The following is a 25,147-nucleotide window of genomic DNA, read 5'->3' as shown; positions in this document are numbered from 1 at the left end:
CTCATGCCGTCGCCTGCTCCTTGGTCCTCAGGCGTCGTCGTCGGCGGGGTCGCCGCCCGGTCGCACCCCGGGTCAGGAGGACCGACGGGTGAAGCGCGCGGTGATCGTGACGAACGTCAGCGGCTTCAGCATGTTGGCCTGGTTCCAGGTCATGCCGAACTCCTTGCGGTCGACCGGGATTTCGGCAGTGACGGTGACCGCGTCCGCCGAGACCTCGGACACCTGAGCGGTGAAGGAGAGCGCGCGGCTCACGCCGATGACGGTCAGATCGCCAGTGACCTGGGCGGCTCCGTTGCCGGCCGGGGTGACATCGGTGGCGGTGAAGACGAGCGAGGGGTGCTTGTCGACGTCGAAGAAGTCCGCGGAGCGCAGGTGCGTGTCGCGCTTGGCGTTCTTGGTGTCCAGGGAGGCGGCGTCGATCGTCACGCTGCCGTGGGCGCCGCCCCCGGCGAGCACCTCGCCGTCGCCGCTGACCTTGGTGAAGACGCCCTTGACGTTGACCAGGCCCCAGAACGTCTTGTGCTGGATACGGACTGTGGTGCCCGCCGGGTCGAGGGTCCAACGGCCGGCGGCGACATCCGCGAGCGGGCCGGGGTGGGGGGAGTTCGAGGTGGTGTTGGACATCGTCGTTGGTGCCTTTCGTGAGCGGTCTGAGGGGGAGCCGGAAGCGATCCGGGTGTTGGAGCGGGCCGTCGGTAGCGGGCGATCGGTTGAAGACTCAATACACCGCTAGCTATTACATTGGCAGCTATTAGATAGCTCGCGAGATAATAGCTGGGCGGGGTATCCTCGGCAAGTGGCCAGGACTCGGGATCGAGTGGCATCGAGCGGGCCAAGACGTGAGAACGGACGACGGGAGCCGGCGTATGGGGGAGCCCCAGCGGACAGTGGAGCGGGTCGAGTGTCCCGGTGTGGCGGACCAGTGCCCGAGCGCGGAGGAGACCGACCTGCTGCAGCGCTGGAACGCGCTGGCGACGGGATTCCGGGAGCTCACGGACGAGCTCCTCGCCGAGGCGCAGCGCGAGGTCGGCCTGCCGCCCTCGTCGCTGGAAGTGCTCTGCTTCCTGGTCGCCTCGCCGGATCGGGCCGCTCCGATGCGGCTGCTCTCCCAGACGCTCGGCTTCTCCACCGCGGGGACGACCGGAGTGGTCGACCGGCTGGCCGACGCCGGGCTCGTTGAACGCCGCCCATCGAGTTCGGACCGCAGGGTGACGTACGCCGTACTGACGCCGCTCGGCCGGGAGACCGCCACGACCGCGGCCAAGGTGTTCGCCGACGCGGTGCGCCGCCGCGTCGTGGAACCCCTCGGCGAGGAGGGCTTCGCGTCCTTCGCCCGCGCCTTCGCCACCCTGGGCATCGCGGACGAGCCCTGTCCCGGAGCTGTGGAGTCCGGCTGACGCCGGTGCCTGTACCCGGCCGCGGAGCTCGGCAGGGGCCGGCTCCGGCCTCTCGGCCGAGGTCCGGTGACGGTCTGCGCGGGGACCCCTCGACCTGTTGATCAGCGCGAGGCCGCCTGATCGGGCGCCGCAAGCCGATGCCCGGCCCGGCTGGACCCGCACCGTGACCGCATCGCCGACGAGCGCGCCCTCGGCGTTGTGCGTTCCCGATATCCGTGCACGCGCAGCGACTTCTCTCAGCTCGCGGCACGGTCGCGGCAGTTGACCGGGCCGGCCAACGCCCCCGGCGGGCGCTACCCGCAGGTCTCGACGGCGTCTGCTCGCACAGCCGGTGAGCCACATCGTCTTCACCGTGAGCCTGTCCGGGCACGGCTCGGCGCCCCGACATCCGACAGCTGATCGAGCTGCTGCGGGAGGCGGCCACCGCAGGTGCGGCACAAGGTCCTTGCCCGGTTCCGTGCACCGGGCGGACCTCGCTCCTGTTCAATGGAGCTGCACATCACCGGCCCGTGAGAGGAGCCGCCCGTGTCGCCTGAGCCACCGCCGCCCGTCGGCGCGCGCATTCGCCGGGCGCGCCTCGACCGGGGGGTGAGCCTGCGCGGTCTCGCGCGGGAGATCGGGGTCTCCGCGAGCCTCATCTCGCAGATCGAGACCGGCAAGAGCCAGCCGTCGGTAAGCACGCTGTACGCGATCACGACGGCTCTCGCCATCTCGGTGGAGTCGCTCTTCGACGCGCAGGACACGGGTGTTCGGGCCCCGCTCGCGGTGGGGTCCTTCCCGCCGGGGGCCGCGCCGCCGGGCTCCGCACCACCCGCCTCCGTGCTGCACGCCCTCGCCGCCTTCGCCGCGGACCCGGGCCGTCGCATCGGGCCGCTGGTCGGCGCCGGACAGCGCGAGACGCTGGAGCTCGACTCGGGTGTGGTGTGGGAGCGTCTCGGCCATGTTCCGGGCACCGATGTCGACTTCCTGCTGGTGACCTACCGGCCCGGCGGCACCTCGTCCAGTTCCGGTGGTCTGATGCGGCATGCGGGCACGGAGTACGGCTACCTCACCTCCGGCGGACTCGTCCTCACCCTCGGGTTCGAGGAGTACGCGCTGGGCCCCGGTGACGCGGTGTGCTTCGAGTCGACGACCCCTCATCGCTACCGCAACGACGGTGCCGAACCCGCCGTCGGGGTGTGGTTCGTGTTCAGTAGTACTTGACACTTCTCCCGCGCGGTCGTTCACTCCGGATGACGGAGGTGGTCGCCATGGCGATCCGCACATTCGGGCCGAACGCCGTCGACTGGGAAGAGCGCGTCGATCTGGACCGGCTGCGCAAGGAGCGCCTTGCCCGGCTGAACGAGGCCCTCAACGCTTCCGAGTTGGGCGCTTTGCTCAGCTTCGACTTCGCCAACATCCGCTATATGTCGTCCACCCACATCGGTACGTGGGCCATGGACAAGCTGATTCGCTTCGCGCTTCTCGTACGGGGCGGCGAACCGATGGTCTGGGACTTCGGTTCCGCCGCTCGCCACCACCAGCTCTACAACCCCTGGCTGGACTACAGCGACGGCAAGGGCGGCCCGCCCACCGGCGCCCGCGCCGGTATCTCCACCCTGCGGGGCGCATTCCACCCTCAGGCGGGGATCGCCGAGGACGTCGCCGCGAAGATCGCCACCGAACTGCGCGAACACGGCCTGTCCGGTGAGCCGTTGGGCGTCGACCTTGTCGAGATGCCCGTCCTCATGGCGCTGCGCGCGCAGGGCATCGACGTCGTCGACGGACAACAGGTCTTCCTCCGAGCCCGCCGCACCAAGACCCCCGACGAGATCTCGCTCCTCGCCCAGGCCTGCGCGATGGTCGACGCGGCATACGAGGAGCTGTACGGATACCTGCGCCCGGGCGTGCGGGAGAACGAGTGCGTCGGGCTCGTCAGCAAGGTTCTCTACGATCTGGGCAGCGAGTACGTGGAAGGCGTCAACGCCATCTCGGGAGAGCGCTGTTCACCGCATCCGCACGTCTACAGCGACCGGCTCATCCGCCCCGGCGACCCGGCCTTCTTCGACATCCTGCACAGCCACCTCGGCTACCGCACCTGCTACTACCGCACGTTCGCCGTCGGCAGCGCGTCGAGCGCGCAGCGCGACGCGTACGTGAGGTGCCGGGAATACATGGACGAGGCGATCTCCCTGGTGCGGCCGGGCGCGACCACCGCCGACATCGTCCGAGTCTGGCCGCGCGCCGAGGAGTTCGGCTTCCCCGACGAGACCGCCGCCTTCGCCCTCCAGTACGGCCACGGGGTCGGCCTGTCCATCTGGGAGAAGCCCATCTTCAGCCGCCTCGTCTCGCTCGACCACCCCGAAGTACTCGAAGAGGGCATGGTGTTCGCCCTGGAGACCTACTGGCCCGCCAAGGACGGCTGGTCGGCGGCGCGCATCGAAGAGGAACTGGTCGTCACCGCCGACGGCTGCGAGGTGATCACCAAGTTCCCGGCCGAGGAACTGCTCGTCGCGGGCCGCAAGTACTGGACCGTGGGCGGAGAGCTGAACACACGGCGCGAGGCGCAGTCCCAACTCAACACCCGCCGCGACAACGGGGCGCGCTGATGGACGCCACCGAACTCCTTCGTCTGTACGAGCGGATGGCGCTGATCCGCCGCACCGAGAAGGCGGCCCACGACCTGTTCATGTCCGGACACGTCAAGGGCACCACCCACCTCGCCGCCGGACACGAGGCGATCGCGGTCGGCGCGAGCGCGGCGCTGCGCCCCGACGACTACGTCTTCGCCACCTACCGCGGCCACCACCATGCCCTGGCCCGCGGCGCGACCCCGGAGGAGTGCCTCGCCGAACTCATGAGCCGGGCAACGGGGTTGTGCCGTGCCAAGGGCGGTTCGATGCACCTCACCAAGGCGTCCGTCGGCATGCTCGGCTCGTACGCGATCGTGGGCGCCCATCTGCCGATGGCGGTCGGCGCCGCCTGGTCGGCCCGGCTGCGCGGGACCGAGCAGATCGCGGTGGCCTTCTTCGGTGACGGTGCGACCAACATCGGCGCCTTCCACGAGGCGCTCAACCTGGCCGCCGTATGGAAGCTGCCCGTGCTCTTCGTCTGCGAGAACAACCTCTATATGGAGTACACGCCCATTGCAGAGGTCACGGCGGTGGCCCGCCCCGCGGCAGACCGGGCGTACGCGTACGGAATCCCGGGAGAGGTCGTCGACGGCAACGACGTGGTGCTCGTCCGCGAGGCGGTGGCCGGGCTGGCCGAACGAGCCCGTGCAGGGGAGGGACCCGGTGTGCTGGAGGCGCTGACCTACCGTCACTTCGGGCACAGCCGGGCCGATCCGGCGACCTACCGCCCGGCGGAGGAGGTCGAGCGCTGGCTCAAGCACGACCCGCTCGATCTCGCCCGCGCCCGGCTCGAAGCCCTCGGCGCCGATACGGCGGAGGCCGACGCGCGCGTCGAGAAGACCGTGGAGGCGGCTGTCGAGGCCGCCAAGAACGCGCCCGCACCCGATCCGGGCGAGGCGCTCACCGACGTATGGGCGGACGGGGGTGCGGCATGGCGGACATGACGGGAGAGCGGATGACCATCGGCCGCAGCATCACCTATCGCGAGGCGGTCGCCGAGGGCATCGCCCGCGAGATGCGCCGCGATCCGACGGTCGTGTGCCTGGGTGAGGACATCGGCGCGGCCGGCGGAGTGTTCAAGACAACGGCCGGACTGCACAAGGAGTTCGGGCCCGAGCGGGTCTGGGACACGCCCATCTCCGAGCAGGCGATCGTGGGTGCGGCCATGGGCGCCGCCATGACCGGAATGCGGCCGGTGGCGGAGATCATGTTCTCCGATTTCCTGGCCTGTTGCTGGGACTATCTCGCCAACGAGATTCCGAAGGTCCGGTACATGACGGGCGGTCAGGTCACGGTTCCCTTGGTCGTCCGCACGGCGAACGGGGGCGGACTCGGCTTCGGTGCCCAGCACTCGCAGGCCACCGAGAACTGGGCGTTCGCCGTTCCCGGACTGAAGATCGCGGCACCGGCCACCCCCGCCGACGTGATCGGCATGATGGCGGCGGCCATCCGCAGCGACGATCCGGTGGTCTTCTTCGAGCACAAGGGACTGCTCGCCACCAAGGGGTCGCCCGCACCCCCGAACCACGTCGTCGAGCTGGGGCGCGCGGCCGTCGTACGCGAAGGCGGCGACATCACGCTCGTGGCGCTCGCCTCGATGGTGCCCGTGGCCCTCCAGGCCGCCGAACGGCTCGCCGTGGACGGCATTTCGGCCGAGGTGATCGACCTGCGCTGCCTGGTGCCGCTGGACACCCGGACCGTTCTCGCCTCCGTCGCGAAGACCTCGCGGCTCGTCACCGTCGAGGAGAACCCGTACCAGGGCGGCTGGGGCGGCACCCTCGTCTCGGTCGTCGTCGACGAGGGCTTCGGCCTGCTGGACGCACCGGTGTGCCGGGTGGCGGGGGAGTGCGTCCCGCTGCCGTTCGCGGACGCGCTCGAAGAGCGGGTGATCCCCACGGTCGACAAGGTCGTGGCAAGGGTCAGGGACCTCGCGGCGTACTGAACACCCCATGGGAGGAAGGGCGATGACCAAACGGATGCTTCTGCGCTCGGGCCATGTCGTCTCGATGGACCCCGGCATCGGGGACCTGCCCCGGGGAGACGTCCTCATCGAGGACGGGAAGATCGCGGCGGTGGAACGCGAGATCGCCGCCGACGCCGAAGTCCTCGACATGACGGGCCGCATCGTCGTCCCGGGCTTCGTCGACACCCACCGCCACACCTGGGAGGCGCCGATCCGCGGCTGCGCGCCCGACGCCACGCTCGACGACTACTTCGTCGACGTCCTCGACACCTTCGCACCGGTCTACACCCCCGAGGACGTGTACGCCGGCAATCTCGCGGGCTCGTTGGAATGCCTCAACGCCGGCATCACCACGCTCGTCGACTGGTCGCACATCAACAACACTCCGGAGCATCCCGACGCGGCGCTGCAGGCGCTGGCCGAGACGGGCATCCGCGCGCAGTACGCGTACGGCAGCGCCAACACCTCGCTCGCCGACTACTGGTTCGACAGCAAGATCGCGATGCCGGGTGACGACGTACGACGCGTCCGGAACCGCTACTTCGCCTCCGACGACGGGCTGTTGACGATGGCGCTGGCCACGCGCGGCCCAGGCTTCTGCATCAACGACGTCGTGACCGCCGAGTGGGGCCTCGCCCGCGAGCTGGGCATCCCGATCACCGTACATGTGGCCATGGGCCGCCTGGCCGGCCGCTTCGGCATGGTCGAACAGCTCCACGACCTCGGCCTGCTCGGTCCCGACACCACCTACGTCCACTGCTGCTACTTCAGCGAGGAGGAGTGGCGCATGGTCGCCGACAGCGGCGGTACGGTCTCGATCGCGCCGCAGGTGGAGACGCAGATGGGGCACGGCTGGCCGCCCGTGATGAAGGCGATCGAGCACGGGCTGCGGCCTTCGCTCAGCATCGACGTCGTGACAACGGTCCCCGGTGACATGTTCACCCAGATCCGCGCGGCCTTCGGGGCGGAGCGGGCCCGGGTCAACGCCGCCTGCTGGAAGGCCGATGTGGGCATCCCCGAAACCATGTTGACGGCACGTCAGATGCTGAAGATCGCCACACTCAACGGGGCGCACGTCGCGGGACTCGAGGACCGGACCGGTTCCCTGACCCCGGGCAAGCGGGCGGACGTCGTCGCGATCGACGCCACGGCGCTCAATGTGACGCCGGTGCACGACGCCGCGGCCGCCGTGACGCTCAGCGCGGACGTCTCCAACGTGGACACCGTCATCGTCGACGGCGTGATCCGCAAACGGGACGGCCGGCTGCTCGCCGATGCCGAACGGGCGCGGCGGCTGGTCGAGGAGTCGCGCGACCGCCTCGTGGCGGCGAAGGCGGTGAGGGCGAAGGCATGACGAACTTCCTGGTGCGGCGGGCCGCGGACGCCCCCGAGGTGGCGTACGATCCGCGCGGCTTCCGGCGGCGCTCGGTCGTCGGCGAGGCGGACGGCAGCGTGCACACCGGCTTCGGCATCTGCGAGTTGCGGCCCGACGGTGTGGTGGGCGCCCATGTGCACTCGTACGAGGAGACCTTCCACGTACTCTCCGGGACGGTCGTCCTCGATGTGCCGGAAGGCTCCTACCTCCTCGACGAGGGGGACTACGGGCTGCTCTCGACCGGCGTGCCGCACGCCTGGCGCGGCGCCGGGGACACCGTCGGGCGCTGGACCGACATGCTCGCGCCGGTCCCGCGGGCCCGCTACGGGTACGACACCCGGGCGGTGCCCGCGCTGCCGGAGCGCAGGCCGGTCCGGATCGACGTCCGCGACCCGCGCACCCGGTCGTTCGGGCACTTCGAGCCCGACCTGATGGATCCCGGCAAGCAGTCCCAGGACCTCCTCGCCGTCTCGGCGAGCATGCGCACGGCGCTGCTGGTCTACAGCGGCATCACCGTGAAGATGATGGTGGACGGCGACCTCGGAGCGGTGGCCTCGACCATGTTCATGGTGCAGTACGCGCCCGACGGCATGGCGGGCACGCACGACCATCCCTTCGAGGAGACGTACCTGATTCTCGAAGGCACGGTGGACGCCGTCTTCGACGGCGAATGCCACCGGCTCGGCGTCGGCGACGCCGCCTGGGCGGGCGCCGGTTGCGTCCACGGATTCACCAACGCCGGCCGAGGGCCGGTGCGTTGGCTGGAGACGCAGGCTCCGCAGCCGCCGCCCCGCCACTCGTACCGCTTCACCAGGGACTGGGACTATCTGCGCGAGGCGCTGGAGGAGAAGCAGTGAACATGGCGGGAGGAGAGGCCGGGAACGTGGCCGCGGGAGGCGCCATGACGGTGGTCGTCATCGGCGGTACGTCGGGAATCGGCCGCGAGATCGCACGTTTCCGCGCGGAGCGCGGCGACGAGGTCGTGATCACCGGCCGTGACGCGCCCCGGGCCGACACGGTGGCCAAGGAGATCGGTGCCGCCCGTGGCCTTGCCGTCGACCTCTCCAGGCCACGAGAGATCGCCGACGCCCTCGCGCGCGTCGGGAGCGTCGACCACCTGGTGCTGGCGGGCATCTCCCGTGACGACAACAGCGTCGCTCAGTACGACATCGACGCGGCGCTCCACCTGGTCACGCTCAAGCTCGTCGGCTACACGGAGGTCGTGCACACGCTGCGGCCGCGACTGCACGACGGGAGCGCGATCGTGCTCTTCGGCGGTCAGGCGAAGGAGCGGCCGTACCCCGGAGCGACCACGGTGGCGACCGTGAACGCGGGGGTGACCGGTCTGGTGCACACCTTCGCCACCGAACTGGCCCCGGTCCGGGTGAACGCCGTGCACCCTGGGGTGGTCGGCGACAGTCCGTTCTGGTCGGCCAAGCCCGACGAGGTGCTCGCGAGTCTGCGCGCGCGGACCCCGACGGGTCGACTCGCCGCCATGCGCGACGTGGTGGACGCCGTGGACTTCCTGCTCCGCAACCGCTCGGTCAACGGGGTCGATCTCGCCGTCGACGGAGGATGGCTGCTGCGATGACGACGACGATGCGGCTCGCGGTGATCGGCACCGGGCGCATGGGCGGCGCGATGGTACGGCGGCTGCGGCGCGCGGGATTCGAGGTGACGGTCCACAACCGCTCGCGCGACAAGGCCGAGGCGGTGGCCGCCGGTGCGGGAGCCACCGTCGCGGCCACTGCCCGCGAGGCCGCCGCGTCCGCGGACGTCGTGCTGGTCTCGCTCGCCGACGACGCGGCTGTCGGCGCGGCGTACGGCGGAGGGGACGGGATCGCGGCCGGACTCCGCCCGGGCAACGTGGTGCTGGAGACGAGCACCCTCGCCCCGGAGACGGTCGCGGTCCTGCACGCCCTCGTCGACAAGCAGGGTGCGACATTGCTCGACACCCCCGTGTCCGGGAGCGTGAGCTTCGTCGAACAGGGCAGGCTGACCGTGCTGGCGGGTGGCTCCGGCGAGGCGCTGGAGCGGGTGCGCCCCGTGCTCGACACGCTGGGCGAGCGGGTCTTCCACGTGGGCGACAGCGGCGCGGGAGCGGCGATGAAGCTGGCGGTCAACGCCGTTGTCCACGGGCTCAATCAGGCCCTGTCCGAGGCACTGGTGCTCGCCGAGCGGGCGGGGATTCCCCGGGAGTCCGCGTACGAGGTGTTGGCGGCGAGCGCCGTGGCCGCACCCTTCGTGCGGTACAAGCGGGACGCGTATCTGCATCCGGACGAGGCGCCCGTGACCTTCACCCTCGAACTCGTCGTAAAGGACCTGGACTTGATCCTGAATCTCGCCGAGCGTGTCGGCGCGTCGATGCAACAGGCCCGCCTCCACCGCCGATTGGTCCATGCGGCCGCCGAAGGAGGCTTCGGCGGCCGGGATCTGAGCGCGATGGCGGAGTTCCTCAGAGCGGGCGGCCCTGAAATTCCGGAGCCCTGCTAGTGCCGCACAACCGGCCGCGGAACCGGGCGATCGACGGAGGGCTGACGACGACGGTGCACCCGGCCGCTGCCGAGTCGGCCTTCGTCCTCACGGTCGCCTGATGGCCCGAAGGAAACCGCCTGGAGGCTTCATGAGCCGCCGGCCCAGTGGGTGAGGGTGGCGACGGCATCGGCGCGGTCGGCGGACGAGAGGCCGGCGATGGTGGCGTGGTGGTTGGTGCCGGGAGCCCACAGGACGCGGGAGTCCGGTGAGCCCGGGTGGAAGGATTCGGCGACCGCGGGGTCCTGGGCGCCGTTGATGAACAGCAGACGGCTGCCGCGGCGGCGGACCCAGCGGTCGATGTCGGGCATGGCAGCGGAGTCGAAGCGCATGGGGATGTCGCGGGGGACGAAGGTGCGGGGCTCGATGGCGTCCGGGTAGCGCAGGAGTCCGGCCAGGTGGTCGGTGGGGACGTCGAAGTAGCCGAGCTGCGTGCCGAGTTGGTAGAAGTACGGGATGTAGTCCCGCGCGACGGCGTCGGCGTAGACGGGCAGGGCGGCCGTGTCGTCCAGCCATGCGTACAACGCGTCGGTGGTGGCATCCGGGCCGGGAATGGCGGCGCAGTCAGCGGCGGTGCCGTTCTGCCAGAACATGAGCGGTGCGCGGAGCACGGCAATCTCGAGCGCCTTGTCGGCGCTGCCGATGATGCCGAAGGCGGTGCCGGTGGAGGCTGCCCAGGCTTCGTAGCGGGCGGCCAGGTCGGCGCGCCGGAGCAGGATCTGCCGCTGCGCCGCCCTGAGGGCGTCGCGGCAGGCAGCGGTGCCCACGGTGTCCAGGAAGCGGAGGTAGGCGGAGTCCTCCCGGTCGTCGACGTTGTTCGGGGCGGAGTACGCCACGGTGCCGTCCACGTCGTGCGGGTGGAAACGGCGGTGGTAGACGCTGGCCATGCCGCCCTTGCTGCCGCCGGTGGAGATCCACGCGGCGGGATACAGCCCGCGGAAGAGGCTGACGACGCGGTGGTGATCGTCGGCGGCCTGACGGATCGTGAGGTGTGTGTAGTCGAGCTCCGCTGGGCGCGAGGTGCCGAAGAAGCGGTGCTCGACCTGAATTTGATTGCCGCCCAGTAGCACGGTGGGTTCGGCACGCCGGGGCGTGAGCGCCGCCTCGTAGCCGGTCGTGAACAGCACGGTGGGACGGTCGGCAGAGGCGTGGAGCAGGGTCAGGCGCTGCTCGAAGGTGCCGGCCGCCCGGTTCCTGTGGTCGACCGGCTGGCGCAGCCCGAGCACGAAGAAGCGGTACCCCGGCTCGGCACCCGGCCGTTCCTCGACGACCCTCAGCCCCGGCAGACTGCGCAGGCGCTCCACGACTTCGTCACGCCCGGGCCGGGCTGGGCCGGCGGCCTTCGCGGGTACGGCCGCCGTGGCGGCGAGGCCGGCCGCCGAGGCCGCCGAAAGCAACAGACGCCGTCTCGTCCAGGTACGCATGGTGAGTCCTCCCCTGTCATGGCCGCACCGGTGATGTCGTGCCCCGTCGCGGCGGTCCCTGCCGTGGATCGCTGACCGTTTCAGTACAGCTGCCGGGCGGCACGGGAAGATCCCGCGCGCGGGGGGACCGTCTCCCCCGACGGGGGGAGACAAGAACTGGTCCGGGGGGCGTCCTCGACCCGCCCTTCGGCACTCGGCGGGCACGGGACAAGAACCGGTTGCCGACGGCCGGCACTACCAGGCCTTGACGCCGACCCCGCCGTACAGGGAGACCGGCCCGTCGCCGATCGGGGTCTCGCCCTCCGCGAGGTCCGGATGCCAGTCCTTCACGGAGACGATCCCCGGCTCGACCAGGTCAAGTCCCTTGAAGAAGCGGCTCACTTCGCCGTGCGAGCGGCCCACGAGGGTCACACCGCCCTTCGCGTACGTCTCGATGCCCCGCCGCACGTTCTCCGGCTCGAAGTCGGCGGTCATCGCGGACAGGACCAGGCAGCTGCCCGGCGCCAGCGCGTCGACCAGGGTGTCCACCACTTCGTAGGCGCCGGCCTCGTCGGCGATGAAGTGCATCAGGGCGATGAGCGACAGGGCGATGGGCCGGTCGAAGTCGAGGACTCGCCCCGCCTCTTCGAGAATCTTCCGCGGCTCGCGGGCATCGGCCTGGACGTACTCCGTCACACCTTCCGGGGTCCCGCGCAACAGGGCCTCGGCATGGGCGAGGACGATCGGATCGTTGTCGACATAGACGACCCGCGCGTCCGGGGCGGTGATCTGCGCGATCTGGTGGAGGTTCGGTTCCGTGGGAATACCGGTGCCGATGTCGAGGAACTGGCGGATTCCCACCGCACGGACGAGGTGCCGCGTGGCCCGCTGCATGAACCAGCGGTTGCCGCGCGCGGCCCGCCGGGCGCCGGGGTCGATCGACATGATGTGCTGCCCGAGCTGCTCGTCGACCGGGTAGTTGTCCTTGCCGCCCAGGTACCAGTCGTACACCCGCGCCGGATGCGGCTTACCGGTGTCGATCCGGTCTCGGGCGGACTCGGCTCCGGTCATCCGACAACTCCTCTGCTCGACAAGGCCTGTTCACCCCGTCGGCCTGCCTTCGACACGGTGTGCGAGCAGTCTGCCATTCCGGATCAGCGCGGCGCGTTCCTCCTCGCAGGTGCCGCCCCACACCCCCGACGTCTGCCGGTGGCTGAGCGCCCAGGCCAGGCACTCGCTGCTCACCGGGCAGCGGGAACAGACGCGCTTGGCCGCGGCGATGTCGTCCAGCGCCGGCCCTTTCGTGCCCACGGGGAAGAACAGATCCGGGTCCGCTTCCGCGCAGGCCGCACTCCGCAACCACTCCATGCGGGCCCGGGTGCCCAGGACGGATGGGTGGAAACCGACCCGGGGGGATCTTCCCAAGGAGCTGGTGGTCGGTCTATAGTCCAAAACTAGCAGTGCTAATTAATTGTGCGCTGATCAGCCCTTCGGTGATCAATCGTTCGGTTCCCGCGATCCGGTGATCCCGCATTCGCGTGACCCGGCGATCCTGTGATCCGGTGTCCGTCAGGAGTCCTGCCGTGCGTCCCGTCCACTTCGCGGCCGCCCGCCGCACCCCCATCGGCAAGCTGCGTGGAGCCCTGTCCTCCGTGCGGCCCGACGACCTCGCCGCGACCGTCGTGCGCGCTCTGGTCGCCGAGGTGCCCACCCTCGACCCGGCCCGCATCGACGACGTCTACTGGGGCGCCGCCAACCAGGCGGGCGAGGACAACCGCAATGTGGCCCGCATGGCCGCACTGCTCGCCGGGCTGCCCGAGTCCGTACCCGGCGCCACGGTCAACCGGCTCTGCGCCTCCGGCCTCGAAGCGGTCACCACCGCGGCCCGCGCCATCGCCTGCGGCGAGGCCGACATCGTGCTCGCCGGCGGTTCCGAGTCGATGAGCCGCGCCCCCTTCGTCCTGCCCCGCCCCGACGAGGCCCTGCCGCACCGCATCGAGACCGTCGACACGCGACTCGGCTGGCGTCTGGTCAACCCCGCGATGAAGGAGCTGCACGGGCTCCTGTCGATGGGGGAGACCGCCGAGGAGGTCGCCGAGCGGTACGGCGTCTCGCGCGAACGCCAGGACGCCTTCGCGCTGCGCAGCCACCAGCGCGCCGCGGACGCCGGCAAGAACGGGCACTTCGACGCCGAACTGCTTCCCGTGGAGCGCCCCGACGGTGTCGTCGTCGACCGTGACGAATGCGTACGGGAGGACACCTCGCTCGACAAGCTGTCTCGCCTCAAGCCGGTCTTCCGCGAGGGCGGCACGGTCACCGCCGGCAATGCCTCGCCGATGAACGACGGCGCGGCCGGAGTGCTGCTCGTCAGCGAGGAAGCCCTGAACGAACTTGGGCTGGAGTCCCTCGGGCGGTATGTCGCCGGCGCCTCGGCCGGGGTCCATCCGGACGTCATGGGCATCGGCCCCGTACCCGCCACGCAGAAGGCACTCGGGCGTGTCGGCTGGAGCATCGGCGACATCGAGGAGGCCGAGTTCAACGAGGCGTTCGCGGCGCAGGCGCTCGCCAGCGTGGACCGCCTGGGCATCGACCCGGACCTCGTCAACCCGACCGGCGGCGCCATCGCCCTCGGTCATCCGCTGGGCTGCTCGGGCGCCCGCATCCTCACCACCCTGCTGCACCGCATGCGCCGCACGGGCGCCGTGCGCGGCCTGGCCACGATGTGCGTCGGTGTCGGACAGGGGAGCGCCGTCCTGGTCGAGCGCGGCTGAAGTCCCGTACTCCGTCCACTGAAAGACCGCAGTCCCCCTCGTGAAAGGGAGCCCATGACCAGCAGGTTCACCGGCCGCGTGGCCGTTGTCACCGGAGCGGCGCAGGGCATCGGCGCCGCGACGGCCCACCGGTTCGCAGAGGAGGGCGCCGCCGTCGCCGTCGTCGACCTCACCGAGGAGCGCGCCGAGCGGACGGCTGAGGAGATCCGCGCCAAGGGCGGCCGGGCGTCGGCGTACGGCTGCGACGTCACGGACCAGGACGCGGTCGACGCGCTCTTCGCCCGGATCGACGAGGAGTCGGGCGGCGTACACATCCTGGTCAACAACGCGGGCATCACCCGCGACGGCATGTTCTTCAAGATGCCGAAGGACGACTGGGACGCGGTTCTCACCGTCAACCTCACCAGCGTCTTCAACTGCAGCCAGGCCGCACAGAAGTACATGACGCGGCAGAAGTACGGCAAGATCGTCTCGCTCAGCTCCCGCTCCGCGCTCGGCAACCGCGGACAGGCCAACTACGCGGCCGCGAAGGCCGGAATCCAGGGCTTCACGGCCACCCTCGCCATCGAGCTCGGCCCCTTCGGCATCAACGTCAACGCGGTGGCCCCCGGTTACATCGCCACCGCCATGACAGCCGCCACCGCCGAACGTGTCGGAGCGAGCGCCGAGGACCACCAGCGGCTCGCGGCCGAGCGCACTCCGCTGCGACGCGTCGGACGGCCCGAGGACATCGCCGCCGTCGTGGCCTTCCTGGCGAGCGACGACGCGTCGTACGTCAGTGGACAGACGCTCTACGTGAACGGGGGCGCTCGTTAGTTGTCCGTGAGTACGTGACCGGGCTGTCGCCACGCCTTCACAGCCCCCATCCGGTTCAGAGCCGCAACAGCAAGGAAACGGAGCATCCCTCCATGGCCGCCCTGTCCCTCGCCGCGATCCTCGCCGAGAACGCCCGCCGCCGTCCGGACCGGACGGCGTTCGTCGAGGGCGAGCTGCGGCTCACCTTCGCCGAGGTGTGGCAGCGCGCCCGGGCCCAGGCCGGGGCCCTTGTCGGCCTGGGTGTGCGGCCGTAGGACCGGGTGGCGCTGATGGCGCCCAACACGGCCGAGTTCCCGCACGCCTACTACGCGATCGCGGCGGCGGGCGGCGTGGTCGTTCCGGTCCATCTGCTGCTGTCGCAGGCCGAGGTCGGGCACGTGCTGAAGGACAGTGGTGCGACCCTGCTGCTCTGCCACCCGGCGCAGGCCGACACCGGCGCCGCCGCCGCGCGGGCCCTCGGCGTCCACGTCGTCACGCTGGGCGTCGAGTTCGACAAGCTCGCGGCCGACGCCGAACCGCTGCCCTCGTACATCGCCCGCGAGGCGGACGACCCGGCCGTCGTCTTCTACACCAGCGGCACGACGGGTGTCCCCAAGGGCGCCGTACTCAGCCACTTCAACCTGGTGATGAACGCGACCGTCAACGCCTTCGACGCCAACGACATCCGTCCCGACGACATCGCGCTGGGCGCGCTGCCGCTGTTCCATGCCTTCGGGCAGACGGTGTCCATGAACTCGACCTGGCGGGCGGGGGCGACGCTCGTGTTGCTGCCGCGCTTCGACGCCGCGCGGGCCATCGAGCTGATGGTCGAAGAGCGGGTGAACACCTTTCACTGGGTGCCGACGATGTTCGTGGCTCTCGCGGCCGCGGCCGGCACGGCGGAGGCGCTTCCCGAGCTGCGGGTGTGCATCTCCGGCGGCGCCTCGCTGCCGGTCGCCGTACTGGAACGCTTCGAGGAGGCGTTCGAGGCGAAGATCTACGAGGGATACGGACTGTCGGAGACCTCGCCGACCGCGTCCGTCAACCAGCCTCTGTTCGGCACCAGGGCGGGCACCATCGGGCACCCGCTCTGGGGCGTCGACGTGGAGATCGCGCGGGCCGAGGCCGAGGGGCGCGTCGAGCTGCTGCCGCCGGGGGAGCTGGGCGAGGTCGTCATCCGCGGCCACAATGTCTTCTCCGGCTATCTGGGCCGGCCCGAGGCGACCGCGGAGGCCCTGGTCGACGGCTGGTTCCGCACCGGCGACCTGGGCACCAAGGACGACGAGGGCTTCCTCAGGATCGTCGACCGCAAGAAGGACGTCGTCATCCGCGGTGGCTACAACGTCTACCCGCGCGAGGTCGAGGAGGTGCTGATGCGTCACCCCGGCATCGCCCAGGTCGCGGTGATCGGTCTGCCGGACGAGCTGCACGGCGAGGAGGTCTGCGCGGTCGTCGTACGCACCCCGGGGACCGCGTCGGACGCGGCGGAGATCACCGAGTGGTCCAAGGAACACCTGGGCCGCCACAAGTACCCGCGCCGAGTGGAGTTCACCGACGCGCTGCCGTTGGGCCCGAGCATGAAGGTCCTCAAGCGGGAGCTGCGGGCGCGCTATTCGAGCTGACGCGGCGGGTCACCTCGCGCGAGGGCCCGGATGAAGTAGTCACCTGGCGAGACGGTCCTTACGCGAAGAGATACGTGGGCCTAGCATCGGTCCCCGCATGAACACGATGACGCTCTGGCACATATCCATCTGGGAGTTCGCCGCTCTCGCCGCCGCGGCTCTGCTCGTCGGCTTCTCGAAGACCGCGGTGAGCGGGGCCAACACGGTCAGTCTGGCGATCTTCGCCGCCGTGCTGCCCGCCCGCGCCTCGACCGGGGTCCTCCTGCCCATCCTGATCGTCGGGGACGTGCTCGCCGTGCTCACCTATCGGCGGCACGCCCACTGGCCGACGCTGTGGCGGCTGTTCCCGGCGGTCGCCGCGGGCGTCGTCTTCGGCACGCTGTTCCTGGTGTGGGCCGACGACGGGGTCGTACGGACCTCGATCGGCGCGATCCTGCTGCTGATGGCGGCGGTCACCGTGTGGCGCCGCCGGGCCACCGCCCAGGACGACGAACCCGACTCGGTGGCGACGCGCACGGGCCGGGTCAAGGCCCGTTCGTACGGTGTGCTCGGCGGCTTCACGACGATGGTCGCCAACGCGGGCGGCCCGGTGATGTCGATGTACCTCCTGTCTGCGGGCTTCAGGAAGCTGGGATTCCTCGGCACGTCTGCCTTCTTCTTCCTGATCGTCAATGTGTCCAAGGTGCCGTTCAGCGTGGGGCTCGGCCTGATCGACGGCCACTCGCTGCTGCTGGACGCCGCGTTGGCGGTCTTCGTCGTGCCGGGGGCGTTCATCGGCAAATGGGCCGTGAACCGAATCAATCAGCTGCTCTTCGAGCGGCTGGTCATCGCCGCGACAGTGGTGGGCGGTGTGCAGCTGTTGCTGCGCTGACCGCTACCGAGGAGGGGCGGAGCGCAGTTGTTGCTCCGGTGACCGCTACCCAGGCGTGGCGGAGTGCAGCAGGGCGGGGAGATCCGCGAAGGAGTCCAGGACGTGGTCGGGCTCGCCGCTCGCCGCCCGATGGCTCTCGGGCTGGTATTTGCCGGTCCTGACGAGGACACCGGTGATTCCGGTGCGCTGCGCGGCGAGCACGTCCGACTCGATGTCGTCGCCTACCATCAGCGCCTCACCGGGACCGACCCCGAGACGCGCCAGAGCCGTCTCGAAGAACGCCGGTGCCGGCTTGCCGGTGATCTCCGCCTCGGTGCGGGCCGCCCGCTCCAGGCCGAGCAGGAACGCCCCGCTGTCGAGCTGCAGCCCTCGGTCGGTGCGCCAGTAAAGGTTGCGGTGCATGGCGATCAGCCGGGCGCCGTGCTGCAGGTGACCGAAGGCCCGGTTGAGGGCGGCATAGCCGAACTCGGGTCCTGCGCCGCCCACGACGACGACATCCGGCACGGTGTCCGTGTGGCTGTCGCGCTCGCTGTCGTCGAGCAGCGTGATGCCCACGAGGTCCTCGGCGATGTCGCCGCTGTTCAGCAGGGAGCACCGGGCGCCCGGATGGCGGTCGGCGAGATACGCGGCGGTGACGGCGGGTGCGGTGAGGATGTCCTCGGCGTCCACGGGGAAACCGGCTTCGCCCAGCGTCGCGGCGATCGACGCGCGTGTACGGGACGTCGTGTTGGTGACCAGCGCGACCCCGAGCCCGGACGCACGGATCTCCCGCAGTGCCTCGACCGTGCCGGGCAGCGGTCGCCACGAGACCGTGAGCACACCGTCGATGTCGATCAGGACCGCACGTACCGACTCCATGTCCGGACGATACCGAGTAGCGCCCGCGCCCCGCATGCGGGCAGGGCTCCTGCGCGGACGGCTCACCCTGGCGGACCCCGAGGACGCCCGACGCGTCGGACGCAGGGCGCCGACCGGATCACATGACCTGGTCGGCGAGTGGGGAGACCCGCAGTATGCGCGGGCGGCCGGCTTGCCGAACTGATGCTCCCCGAGTGGGACCCGAAGCCCCGCGCCCTTCCCCCACCCTCGTACCCTCGACCCCATGTCCTCCCACGTCCTGGTCCTCGGCGGCACCACCGAGGCGCGCGAACTCGCCGCCGAGCTGGCGGCGCGTGAGGGCGTGCGGGTGACGACATCCCTGGCGGGGCGCGTTTCCCGGCCGGGGGCGCTCGCAGGGGACGTACGGATCGGGGGATTCGGCGGAGCGGAGGGGCTGGCGGAGTGGCTGCGCGAGCACGGCGTGGACGCGGTGGTGGACGCGACGCACCCGTTCGCCTCCGGCATCACCGCGAACGCCGCGCGGGCCGCGGCGGCGACCGGAGTCCCCGCGGTGGTGCTGCGCCGCCCGGGCTGGCGCCCCGGCCCCGGCGATCGGTGGCACTCGGCAGCCTCCCTCACCGAAGCCGCCGCGCTGCTCCCGGCGTTGGGCCGCCGCGTCTTCCTCACCACGGGGCGCCTGGGCCTCGCGGCCTTCGCGGACCTCGCCGAACTCCACTTCCTCGTGCGCTCGGTGGAGGCGCCCGAGCCCCCGCTGCCCCCCGACACCGAAGTACTGCTGGCACGCGGCCCGTTCACGGTGGACGGCGAGAAGGCGCTCCTGCGCGAGCACCACATCGACGTCCTGGTGACCAAGGACAGCGGAGGAGGCGCAACAGCGGCCAAACTCACCGCCGCGCGTGACCTGAGGCTTCCCGTCGTCGTCGTACGCCGCCCCCACCTCCCCGAAGGCGTGACCGCGGTACCGGACGTGGCGGCGGCCCTGACCCGGCTGGACCTCGGCCCGTGCTAGCGCCCCGGCAGGCAACGTTTGCCCGTCAAGGAGCGGCGTCCGGTGCGTGCTCTCGGTGTGCCGGCCGGAAGTGCTCGTACTGGCGGGCGCCCGTAGCCGGGGGTCACCCGCCCGGCGTCCCGCCGCCCGGGCGGGCGTTATCCGCGCGGATGCCTGCGCAGCAGATACGTGTCCATGATCCATCCTTTGCGCTCACGGGCCTCGGCCCGCAGGCGCTCGATACGGGGAGCCGCCTCGGCGAGGGGACCGGAGGCGAGGATCTCGTCGGGCGTGCCGATGTAGGCGCCCCAGTAGATGTCGATGTCCTCGTCGGCGTACTGCCGGAACGTCTGGTGGGCGTCGAGCATGACCACCACGTCGTCGACACCGTCGGGGAAGCCCTCGGCGAGGCGGCGGCCCGTGGTGATCTGGACGGGCCGAGCGACCCGGTTCAGCCCCGTGCGGTGCCGGGCGACGAGCGCGGAGACGCTGCTGATACCAGGCACGACGTCGTAGGTGAACGCCACCGCGCCCCGGTCCAGGATCTCCTCCAGGATGCCGAGCGTGCTGTCGTACAGCGTGGGGTCGCCCCACACCAGGAACGCGCCGCTCTCGTCCTCGCCCAGCTCCTCGGCGATCAGCCGCTCGTAGATGTCCGCGCGGGCGCTGCGCCAGTCTCCGACGGCCGGCGAGTACGCCGCGCCTCCCGCGGACCGGTCGCGGTCCGGGTCGCGGGCCTCGACCAGCCGGTACGCCCCCTGCGGTATGTGCGCGTCGAGGATGTCACGGCGCAGCTGGACGAGGTCCGACTTCACCTCGCCCTTGTCCAGGATGAAGAACACGTCGGTGCTCCTCAGCGCCTTGACCGCTTGCAGCGTGAGCTGGTCGGGGTCGCCCGCCCCGATCCCGATGACCTGAATCTTTCGCACACCGAGAGTCTGCCGTACGCCACTGACAGTGGACGCACCGCACCCGGGTTCGGCCCAGGCCTGCCGTGACGGTGCCCGGTCAGTCGACCCGCCCGCGCAGCCGTGGTGCCCACCCCGTCGCGCTGATCGCCTTGCCCTCCCGCTCCACGACCCCTGCCAATTCCCGTGCCCAGGCGCTCAGTTCCGCGAGATCCATCCCGTACGGCCGCCCCCGGCCGGTCTCCGACGCCCACTCCTCGACCGCGCCGGCACCGCGCCGCAGTAGCCTCGCGCCGCCCGTCGTGTTCCCCCGAGCCGCGTGGGTGAGCCCCACCGCGAGCTGGGCCAGACCCCGCCAGAGCGCGCGCTCGTCCTCGGGCCCGGACTTCCAGGCGTCCTCGAAGACCTCGTGCGCGTGGAACGGCTTTCCCGCCTCCAGCAGCGTCTGCGCCTCGGCGACGGTCTCCTCGGGGCCGCGTACGACGCCTTCGGGCTGGCGTTCCACGCCGTCCGCGCCGTACGGCAGGGGGCGTCCCAGCCCGTCGCGCGGCCGGGCGTTCCGCGCCCGCCCCGCCGTGTCCCGATCACGCCCGCCGCCCTGCCGAGCCTCAGATGTCCCACTCATACGCCGATTGTCGCGCGCGCCGCGCCCCCTTCGGAGCAGCCCACGACGTGGGGTAAAGTTCTGTTCGCACGATCACGCGGGTCACCGCGGGTGACCGCATCGGGACGTGGCGCAGCTTGGTAGCGCACTTGACTGGGGGTCAAGGGGTCGCAGGTTCAAATCCTGTCGTCCCGACTTTTGAAGTCGCAGGTCAGAGGCCGTATCGGAACATTCCGGTACGGCCTCTGACGCGCTTCTGGGGATCACGCAGTCACGTTCGCGCCCGGTGCTGATCATGCTCGGTGGCCGGGTCGCTGTGCGGACATGCGAAGCCTTCCGCAGGGTGCTGCAATGGTCACAAGGACCGTTTCGTCGCCGTCTGTCGTGGCGAGCGCGGCCGAACGCGGGCGGCGGGCGAGGCCCCGACTCCCCGAACCCGAGCCCCTCGTGAGGAGTGGCCATGAGCGACGACTTGGAACAGATGGGCCCCGTCGACTACTTGGTCGTCGAGTTTCCTGGCAACCGCATGACGGGCGAGGGCTTCCCGCTGCTGGTCGATCTGGTCGACCGCGGCATCATCCGCATCCTCGACCTCGTCTTCATCCGGAAGGAGAGCGACGGCTCGGTCGCGGCACTGGAACTGACGGATCTCGGAGACGAGGTGGACCTGACCGTCTTCGAGGGCGCCTCGTCGGGGCTGGTGGGCCAGGACGACATCGAGGAGGCCGGGAACGCGCTGGAGCCGAACAGCTCCGCCGGAATCCTGGTGTACGAGAACGTGTGGGCGGCACCCTTCGCCCGGGCCATGCGGCGCAGTGGTGCCCAGTTGGTGGCGAGCGGGCGCATTCCCGTCCAGGCCCTGCTGGCCTCGTTGGACGCGGCCGAAGCGACCCCGTGACGGACGAGGTCGCCGACTGGAGCGGCGGCTTGCGGACCGTGTCCGCGACGGTCCGCCCCCCGCATCGTGGGAGATGAGTGAACATGCCCGGACTTCTTCGTGGTGTTGCCCGTACCGCCGTTATCTCCGGAACCGCCACCGCGGTGTCCAACCGTGTGTCGCGTCGGCAGGCGGGCCGATGGGCAGAGCAGGAAGCTCAGCAGGCCCCGCCCCCGCCACCCGCACCGCCGCCGGTTCCCGGAGACGACATGACCCTCAAGATGGATCAGCTCAAGCAGCTGGGTGACCTGAAGGCCCAAGGAGTACTGACCGAAGAGGAATTCGAGGCGCAGAAGCGCAGGATCCTCGCTTGAACAGCTCGTGAGCCGGTCGTTTGAACAGCTCTGGGCAGGTCGGAGGCCGTTTTCTCGGCGATGGGAAGACGGCCTTCTCCGTGCCTCGTTCAGGGCAGGCAGCTCCCTGCCTCCGTTCAGGACAGGCAGCCGACATGTGCCAGGGCCTGCTTGAGCAGAACCCCGTGCCCGCCCGGCATCTCGTCGAGGACCAGCGGCGACGAAGCCTCCTCGGGGCTGACCCAGACCAGGTCGAGAGCATTCTGCTGGGGACGGCAGTCGCCGGTCACCGGGACGATGTAGGCGAGGGACACGGCGTGCTGGCGGGGGTCGTGGAAGGGCGTGACCCCCAGCGTCGGGAAGTACTCGGCGACGGTGAAGGGCTGCAGGGACGCCGGGACTCGGGGGAGCGCCACCGGGCCGAGGTCCTTCTCCAGGTGGCGCAGGAGGGCATCCCGGACCCGCTCGTGGTGCAGCACCCGGCCGGAGACGAGGGTCCGGCTGACCGTCCCGTCCGGACCGATGCGCAGCAGGAGTCCGATGTGGGTGACTTCGCCGCTGTCGTCGACGCGCACCGGTACCGCCTCGACGTACAGGATCGGCATCCGTGCGCGGGCCAGTTCCAGCTCGTCGGAAGTCAGCCAGCCGGGCGTGGTTTCGGTCATGTCAGACATTGGTTGATCATACTTTCAGTGTCGGCTGCCGCGTGCGTGTCGCATCAGGTCGACCATCGCCCCCGGGGCCGTCGGCGGAGGTACCTGCGGCCATCGAGGGGTGAGCCATTCGGTGTCGGACCAGCCCACCTCGGGTGGGATCCGGTTCGCGTACTCCGGATTTTCCTCCATCCGCGCCCGGATACTCGCGTGCACCTGCGCGCCCCGCGGAAGTCTCCGGCGCCGGTAGGTGAGCAGAGCCCAGATCCAGCCCATCCCGTGCACCTTCCCCAGGGCGTCCTCGGGCCCGAGGGTCACCTCGCGCGCATACGCCCCGCTCTTCAGCAGGAGGCCCTCCTCCAGGGCGCCGTCCACGATCCACTTGAGGGTGATGGTGGGGAGCCGGGGATCGTCGTCGAAGGTCCCGCCGACGTCGGAGTGCACCCCGGCGAACCACACCTGCTCGACCGTGCCGGGGGCGGCATCCTTCTTGTCGGGCGTGACCAGGTACTCGCGATAGGGCCTGCGCCTCTCGTCGATGGACACGGCATGGCGGACACGGCGGACGTTGGGGAGCTGACGGGTGTATGGCCATCGCAGGTTCCAGCGCAGCACACCGGACGCCTTCACGGAGTCCCAGATCCCCAGGTAGGCGACGGAGATGCCGACGCGCCCCTCGACCGCGTTGCTGAAGGCGCCCGCGAAATGGTGGAGTTGGTCCCAGTCCTGCCGGGTCCAGTCCTTGTTCCTGGCGTACACGGACACGGCATACGGGACGAGGTTCTCCATGCCGGGCCGCATCAGGCCGACCGCCTTCAGCATGCCCATGAGCGCGCGGGCCGTGTACGCGCCGCGGCTGAAGCCGAACACGTAGATCCGGTCGCCCGGTTGGTAACGCTCCATCAGATATGTGTACGCCTCGGCGAGGTTGGTCTTCATTCCGGAACCGAAGGCGAGACCGAGGAGTTTCGACAGGTGCCGCGCGACGGGTGTCCAGGCGCCCGCGGCGGAGAAGGTGCCGACGCCGGGGTCGTAGTAGGCGATCTGCCGGGCGGGATCGGAGAGGTCCAGCATTTCGTAGAGCCGGACGACGTTGGTGTTCCCTTTCGCCTTCAACCGATTGCCCGTGCCGTCCAGGCAGATGACGAGATTCTTGGGCATGCCGGGCCTCACGTTCGCTGACATACCATGACATATAGGTCTCGTAGAAATATAATAAGGGAAATACTGCTCGCGGGTGGTCTCCGGTCGCGAGCAGTCTCCGGCGCAGTCGGGTTCCGGAGGATCCATGGCCGGTTCCGTCATTCACCTCGAAGAGGACACCGGCCTTCCGCGCACCCACGCGCTGGTCATCGGCGTCGGGAAGTACCCACATCTCGCGGGCGGCGAGGCGCCGGTGGCAGACTCCGACGGAAGGCGGCAGCTCAGTTCGCCCCCTGTCTCCGCCTGTGACCTCGCGACCTGGCTCCTGTCCGAGTACAACGATCCCGAGCGGCCACCCGGCAGTCTGGCCGAGCGAGGAACAGCCGGCCCCGTTCGTCGACCCCCGCACCGGGATTCCGCACGACGTCGACGTCGCCACCATCGACAACATCCTCATCGTTCCTCTTCCCCTGCGGGGCTTCGGCTCCGCTGGCGCGCTGCGAGGTGGAAGCCGGCCGCTACATCGTGTCCGCCAGGCTGCCCTCCGGCGTCCTGCTCTCCAAGGACGCCGAGGCGCGGGAAGCCGCCGACACCCCCGTGACGCTGTGCACGGCACCGTCGCCGTACGAGTCGCACTCCTGGCAGTACCTGATGGGCAACATCGAGTCCTACGGGGTCTATCACGACGGCGAGGTGACACCGGTGCCCCGTTCCCGGGGATCGAGCTCCGTGGTCCGGGAGTGGTCCTCGGTCGTCGAACCCGGCCACGCCGCCTGGGTCGGCGACCCCAAGGCGGCGAGTTGGCAGTTCGCGTCCCTGCTCAAGTTCGCCGAGGAACCCCCGCGGGGACCGGTCGTGCTGGAGAAAGCGCGGAGTGTGCCAAGAACGGCCTGCTGCCGGGCCGGGACGCCGACGAACTCCCTCCGGTGGACGGCTTCGAGCACTTCGGCGTCCCGAACGTGGAGCAGCTCGCGGCGTCGCCCTTCAAGCCGGACACGTCGAAGACGAACCTCACCAGCATCGGGCTGCTCTTCGAGTTCGAGGACAAGCGCGTGGTCCTCACCGGTGACGCCGACGACCGCAGGCTCGTGGCGTCGATACGGCCCCGGGCCGAGGAGGAAGGCGGCCGCTTCCACGTCGACGTCCTCAAGGTGGCCCACCACGGCAGCGACCACAACCTCTCGAACGAGCTGCTCGACCTGATCGACTGTGACCGCTATCTGATATCCACCAGCGGCGCCCGGCACGACCATCCGAATGAGATCGCCGTCGCCCGCATCCTCAAGCACGGGGGCGACGAGAAGGAGATCGTCTTCAACTACCGTGACCGCGCGGCGATGTGGGACGTCGCCGCCCTGAGGAACCGCTTCGGCTACACCGTCACGGCGCCGGAGCGGGACGCCGAGGACGGGTTCGTCAGCTTCGAACTATGAGTTCCGA

At 70.4% G+C, this 25,147-nt stretch carries 26 protein-coding genes, 1 tRNA gene and 1 pseudogene; 18 read left to right on the top strand and 10 right to left on the bottom strand.

Annotated features, from left to right (window positions below; genetic code table 11):
* Positions 1-72 precede the first annotated feature (72 nt).
* On the bottom strand, positions 73-624 hold the full coding sequence (locus ACIBK0_RS14990; RefSeq protein WP_399079555.1) for a YceI family protein: 552 nt from the start codon (positions 622-624) through the stop codon (positions 73-75).
* A 242-nt stretch (positions 625-866) separates the two neighbouring features.
* On the opposite strand from ACIBK0_RS14990, the gene ACIBK0_RS14985 reads away from it, so the two are divergent.
* The 9 genes from ACIBK0_RS14985 (at position 867) to ACIBK0_RS14945 (ending at position 9,840) form a co-directional block, all read left to right on the top strand.
* Positions 867-1,397: a MarR family winged helix-turn-helix transcriptional regulator gene (locus ACIBK0_RS14985; RefSeq protein ID WP_399079553.1), complete on the top strand. Its 531-nt coding sequence runs from the start codon at positions 867-869 to the stop codon at positions 1,395-1,397.
* A 525-nt stretch (positions 1,398-1,922) separates the two neighbouring features.
* A complete protein-coding gene (locus ACIBK0_RS14980; RefSeq protein ID WP_399079551.1) occupies positions 1,923-2,600 on the top strand; it encodes a helix-turn-helix domain-containing protein in 678 nt (225 codons plus the stop codon).
* A gap of 47 nt (positions 2,601-2,647) precedes the next feature.
* The gene (locus ACIBK0_RS14975; RefSeq protein ID WP_399079549.1) at positions 2,648-3,985 is read left to right on the top strand and encodes a M24 family metallopeptidase; all 1,338 of its coding nucleotides are present in this window, start codon (positions 2,648-2,650) and stop codon (positions 3,983-3,985) included.
* On the top strand, positions 3,985-4,953 hold the full coding sequence (locus ACIBK0_RS14970) for a thiamine pyrophosphate-dependent dehydrogenase E1 component subunit alpha (protein WP_399079547.1): 969 nt from the start codon (positions 3,985-3,987) through the stop codon (positions 4,951-4,953). Before ACIBK0_RS14975 ends, ACIBK0_RS14970 begins: the two co-directional genes overlap by 1 nt.
* A 17-nt stretch (positions 4,954-4,970) precedes the next feature.
* On the top strand, positions 4,971-5,951 hold the full coding sequence (locus tag ACIBK0_RS14965) for an alpha-ketoacid dehydrogenase subunit beta (protein ID WP_399079863.1): 981 nt from the start codon (positions 4,971-4,973) through the stop codon (positions 5,949-5,951).
* Between the two features lie 22 nt (positions 5,952-5,973).
* Positions 5,974-7,326: an amidohydrolase family protein gene (locus ACIBK0_RS14960; protein ID WP_399079544.1), complete on the top strand. Its 1,353-nt coding sequence runs from the start codon at positions 5,974-5,976 to the stop codon at positions 7,324-7,326.
* Positions 7,323-8,204 carry a cupin domain-containing protein gene (locus ACIBK0_RS14955; protein ID WP_399079542.1) on the top strand — a complete coding sequence of 294 codons (882 nt, stop codon included), beginning with the start codon at positions 7,323-7,325 and terminating at the stop codon, positions 8,202-8,204. Before ACIBK0_RS14960 ends, ACIBK0_RS14955 begins: the two co-directional genes overlap by 4 nt.
* Positions 8,205-8,206: 2 nt before the next feature.
* Positions 8,207-8,938 (top strand): SDR family NAD(P)-dependent oxidoreductase, encoded by a 732-nt coding sequence (locus ACIBK0_RS14950; protein ID WP_399079540.1) that lies wholly within the window; start codon positions 8,207-8,209, stop codon positions 8,936-8,938.
* On the top strand, positions 8,935-9,840 hold the full coding sequence (locus tag ACIBK0_RS14945) for an NAD(P)-dependent oxidoreductase (RefSeq protein WP_399079538.1): 906 nt from the start codon (positions 8,935-8,937) through the stop codon (positions 9,838-9,840). Before ACIBK0_RS14950 ends, ACIBK0_RS14945 begins: the two co-directional genes overlap by 4 nt.
* A gap of 128 nt (positions 9,841-9,968) precedes the next feature.
* Here ACIBK0_RS14945 and ACIBK0_RS14940 read toward each other — a convergent pair whose 3' ends face one another.
* The 3 genes from ACIBK0_RS14940 to ACIBK0_RS14930 all read right to left on the bottom strand — a co-directional run bounded on the left by ACIBK0_RS14940 (position 9,969) and on the right by ACIBK0_RS14930 (position 12,650).
* Positions 9,969-11,303 carry a S28 family serine protease gene (locus tag ACIBK0_RS14940; RefSeq protein ID WP_399079536.1) on the bottom strand — a complete coding sequence of 445 codons (1,335 nt, stop codon included), beginning with the start codon at positions 11,301-11,303 and terminating at the stop codon, positions 9,969-9,971.
* Between the two features lie 234 nt (positions 11,304-11,537).
* Positions 11,538-12,353 carry an SAM-dependent methyltransferase gene (locus ACIBK0_RS14935; protein WP_399079534.1) on the bottom strand — a complete coding sequence of 272 codons (816 nt, stop codon included), beginning with the start codon at positions 12,351-12,353 and terminating at the stop codon, positions 11,538-11,540.
* Positions 12,354-12,383: 30 nt separating this feature from the next.
* On the bottom strand, positions 12,384-12,650 hold the full coding sequence (locus ACIBK0_RS14930) for a WhiB family transcriptional regulator (RefSeq protein ID WP_399079532.1): 267 nt from the start codon (positions 12,648-12,650) through the stop codon (positions 12,384-12,386).
* Positions 12,651-12,865: 215 nt separating this feature from the next.
* On the opposite strand from ACIBK0_RS14930, the gene ACIBK0_RS14925 reads away from it, so the two are divergent.
* The 4 genes and pseudogenes from ACIBK0_RS14925 (at position 12,866) to ACIBK0_RS14910 (ending at position 17,341) form a co-directional block, all read left to right on the top strand.
* Positions 12,866-14,053 (top strand): thiolase family protein, encoded by a 1,188-nt coding sequence (locus ACIBK0_RS14925; protein ID WP_399079530.1) that lies wholly within the window; start codon positions 12,866-12,868, stop codon positions 14,051-14,053.
* A gap of 54 nt (positions 14,054-14,107) precedes the next feature.
* On the top strand, positions 14,108-14,869 hold the full coding sequence (gene fabG / locus ACIBK0_RS14920) for a 3-oxoacyl-ACP reductase FabG (protein WP_399079528.1): 762 nt from the start codon (positions 14,108-14,110) through the stop codon (positions 14,867-14,869).
* 92 nt (positions 14,870-14,961) lie between these two features.
* Positions 14,962-16,470 (top strand): annotated as a pseudogene (locus ACIBK0_RS14915) (long-chain fatty acid--CoA ligase).
* Positions 16,471-16,567: 97 nt separating this feature from the next.
* Positions 16,568-17,341: a sulfite exporter TauE/SafE family protein gene (locus tag ACIBK0_RS14910; protein ID WP_399079525.1), complete on the top strand. Its 774-nt coding sequence runs from the start codon at positions 16,568-16,570 to the stop codon at positions 17,339-17,341.
* A 45-nt stretch (positions 17,342-17,386) separates the two neighbouring features.
* Here the strand turns inward: ACIBK0_RS14910 and ACIBK0_RS14905 are convergent, their stop codons facing one another.
* Positions 17,387-18,199, bottom strand: coding sequence for an HAD-IIA family hydrolase (locus tag ACIBK0_RS14905; RefSeq protein ID WP_399079523.1), 813 nt, complete (start codon positions 18,197-18,199; stop codon positions 17,387-17,389).
* Between the two features lie 244 nt (positions 18,200-18,443).
* Here ACIBK0_RS14905 and ACIBK0_RS14900 point away from each other — a divergent pair, with 244 nt between their 5' ends.
* The gene (locus ACIBK0_RS14900; protein ID WP_399079521.1) at positions 18,444-19,190 is read left to right on the top strand and encodes a cobalt-precorrin-6A reductase; all 747 of its coding nucleotides are present in this window, start codon (positions 18,444-18,446) and stop codon (positions 19,188-19,190) included.
* Between the two features lie 137 nt (positions 19,191-19,327).
* Here the strand turns inward: ACIBK0_RS14900 and cobF are convergent, their stop codons facing one another.
* Both cobF and ACIBK0_RS14890 read right to left on the bottom strand, forming a co-directional pair.
* On the bottom strand, positions 19,328-20,098 hold the full coding sequence (gene cobF, locus ACIBK0_RS14895) for a precorrin-6A synthase (deacetylating) (protein ID WP_399079519.1): 771 nt from the start codon (positions 20,096-20,098) through the stop codon (positions 19,328-19,330).
* A 79-nt stretch (positions 20,099-20,177) separates the two neighbouring features.
* Positions 20,178-20,702 (bottom strand): DUF309 domain-containing protein, encoded by a 525-nt coding sequence (locus tag ACIBK0_RS14890; protein WP_399079517.1) that lies wholly within the window; start codon positions 20,700-20,702, stop codon positions 20,178-20,180.
* A gap of 100 nt (positions 20,703-20,802) precedes the next feature.
* Between ACIBK0_RS14890 and ACIBK0_RS14885 the strand changes: the two genes are divergently transcribed.
* The 3 genes from ACIBK0_RS14885 (at position 20,803) to ACIBK0_RS14875 (ending at position 21,932) form a co-directional block, all read left to right on the top strand.
* A tRNA-Pro gene (locus tag ACIBK0_RS14885) sits at positions 20,803-20,876 on the top strand.
* Positions 20,877-21,141: 265 nt separating this feature from the next.
* Positions 21,142-21,579: a DUF6325 family protein gene (locus tag ACIBK0_RS14880; RefSeq protein ID WP_399079515.1), complete on the top strand. Its 438-nt coding sequence runs from the start codon at positions 21,142-21,144 to the stop codon at positions 21,577-21,579.
* An 83-nt stretch (positions 21,580-21,662) separates the two neighbouring features.
* The gene (locus ACIBK0_RS14875) at positions 21,663-21,932 is read left to right on the top strand and encodes an SHOCT domain-containing protein (RefSeq protein ID WP_399079513.1); all 270 of its coding nucleotides are present in this window, start codon (positions 21,663-21,665) and stop codon (positions 21,930-21,932) included.
* Positions 21,933-22,048: 116 nt separating this feature from the next.
* On the opposite strand, the gene ACIBK0_RS14870 is transcribed toward ACIBK0_RS14875, so the two are convergent.
* The 3 genes from ACIBK0_RS14870 to ACIBK0_RS14860 all read right to left on the bottom strand — a co-directional run bounded on the left by ACIBK0_RS14870 (position 22,049) and on the right by ACIBK0_RS14860 (position 24,369).
* On the bottom strand, positions 22,049-22,576 hold the full coding sequence (locus ACIBK0_RS14870) for an NUDIX hydrolase family protein (RefSeq protein WP_399079861.1): 528 nt from the start codon (positions 22,574-22,576) through the stop codon (positions 22,049-22,051).
* 24 nt (positions 22,577-22,600) lie between these two features.
* Positions 22,601-23,725 (bottom strand): DUF2235 domain-containing protein, encoded by a 1,125-nt coding sequence (locus ACIBK0_RS14865; RefSeq protein WP_399079511.1) that lies wholly within the window; start codon positions 23,723-23,725, stop codon positions 22,601-22,603.
* A 500-nt stretch (positions 23,726-24,225) separates the two neighbouring features.
* Complete coding sequence (locus ACIBK0_RS14860; protein WP_399079508.1) at positions 24,226-24,369, bottom strand: hypothetical protein; 144 nt, start codon at positions 24,367-24,369, stop codon at positions 24,226-24,228.
* 138 nt (positions 24,370-24,507) lie between these two features.
* On the opposite strand from ACIBK0_RS14860, the gene ACIBK0_RS14855 reads away from it, so the two are divergent.
* Positions 24,508-25,140 (top strand): hypothetical protein, encoded by a 633-nt coding sequence (locus tag ACIBK0_RS14855; RefSeq protein WP_399079506.1) that lies wholly within the window; start codon positions 24,508-24,510, stop codon positions 25,138-25,140.
* Positions 25,141-25,147: the final 7 nt, after the last annotated feature.

Source organism: Streptomyces sp. NPDC050564 (assembly GCF_044457265.1).
GTDB lineage: Bacteria > Actinomycetota > Actinomycetes > Streptomycetales > Streptomycetaceae > Streptomyces.
This window is presented reverse-complemented; position numbering and strand designations above follow the sequence as displayed.

Excerpts from the sequence above, each read along its gene's own strand:
- ACIBK0_RS14910 (WP_399079525.1), top strand. The coding sequence starts at position 16,568 with ATGAACACGATGACGCTCTGGCACATATCCATCTGGGAGTTCGCCGCT.
- ACIBK0_RS14955 (WP_399079542.1), top strand. The coding sequence starts at position 7,323 with ATGACGAACTTCCTGGTGCGGCGGGCCGCGGACGCCCCCGAGGTGGCG.
- ACIBK0_RS14875 (WP_399079513.1), top strand. The coding sequence starts at position 21,663 with ATGCCCGGACTTCTTCGTGGTGTTGCCCGTACCGCCGTTATCTCCGGA.
- ACIBK0_RS14990 (WP_399079555.1), bottom strand. The coding sequence starts at position 624 with ATGTCCAACACCACCTCGAACTCCCCCCACCCCGGCCCGCTCGCGGAT.
- ACIBK0_RS14870 (WP_399079861.1), bottom strand. The coding sequence starts at position 22,576 with ATGACCGAAACCACGCCCGGCTGGCTGACTTCCGACGAGCTGGAACTG.
- ACIBK0_RS14985 (WP_399079553.1), top strand. The coding sequence starts at position 867 with ATGGGGGAGCCCCAGCGGACAGTGGAGCGGGTCGAGTGTCCCGGTGTG.
- ACIBK0_RS14930 (WP_399079532.1), bottom strand. The coding sequence starts at position 12,650 with ATGGAGTGGTTGCGGAGTGCGGCCTGCGCGGAAGCGGACCCGGATCTG.
- ACIBK0_RS14970 (WP_399079547.1), top strand. The coding sequence starts at position 3,985 with ATGGACGCCACCGAACTCCTTCGTCTGTACGAGCGGATGGCGCTGATC.
- fabG (WP_399079528.1), top strand. The coding sequence starts at position 14,108 with ATGACCAGCAGGTTCACCGGCCGCGTGGCCGTTGTCACCGGAGCGGCG.
- ACIBK0_RS14935 (WP_399079534.1), bottom strand. The coding sequence starts at position 12,353 with ATGACCGGAGCCGAGTCCGCCCGAGACCGGATCGACACCGGTAAGCCG.
- ACIBK0_RS14945 (WP_399079538.1), top strand. The coding sequence starts at position 8,935 with ATGACGACGACGATGCGGCTCGCGGTGATCGGCACCGGGCGCATGGGC.
- ACIBK0_RS14940 (WP_399079536.1), bottom strand. The coding sequence starts at position 11,303 with ATGCGTACCTGGACGAGACGGCGTCTGTTGCTTTCGGCGGCCTCGGCG.
- ACIBK0_RS14900 (WP_399079521.1), top strand. The coding sequence starts at position 18,444 with ATGTCCTCCCACGTCCTGGTCCTCGGCGGCACCACCGAGGCGCGCGAA.
- ACIBK0_RS14890 (WP_399079517.1), bottom strand. The coding sequence starts at position 20,702 with ATGAGTGGGACATCTGAGGCTCGGCAGGGCGGCGGGCGTGATCGGGAC.
- ACIBK0_RS14865 (WP_399079511.1), bottom strand. The coding sequence starts at position 23,725 with ATGCCCAAGAATCTCGTCATCTGCCTGGACGGCACGGGCAATCGGTTG.
- ACIBK0_RS14905 (WP_399079523.1), bottom strand. The coding sequence starts at position 18,199 with ATGGAGTCGGTACGTGCGGTCCTGATCGACATCGACGGTGTGCTCACG.
- ACIBK0_RS14975 (WP_399079549.1), top strand. The coding sequence starts at position 2,648 with ATGGCGATCCGCACATTCGGGCCGAACGCCGTCGACTGGGAAGAGCGC.
- ACIBK0_RS14950 (WP_399079540.1), top strand. The coding sequence starts at position 8,207 with ATGGCGGGAGGAGAGGCCGGGAACGTGGCCGCGGGAGGCGCCATGACG.
- ACIBK0_RS14880 (WP_399079515.1), top strand. The coding sequence starts at position 21,142 with ATGAGCGACGACTTGGAACAGATGGGCCCCGTCGACTACTTGGTCGTC.
- ACIBK0_RS14860 (WP_399079508.1), bottom strand. The coding sequence starts at position 24,369 with ATGTTGCCCATCAGGTACTGCCAGGAGTGCGACTCGTACGGCGACGGT.
- ACIBK0_RS14960 (WP_399079544.1), top strand. The coding sequence starts at position 5,974 with ATGACCAAACGGATGCTTCTGCGCTCGGGCCATGTCGTCTCGATGGAC.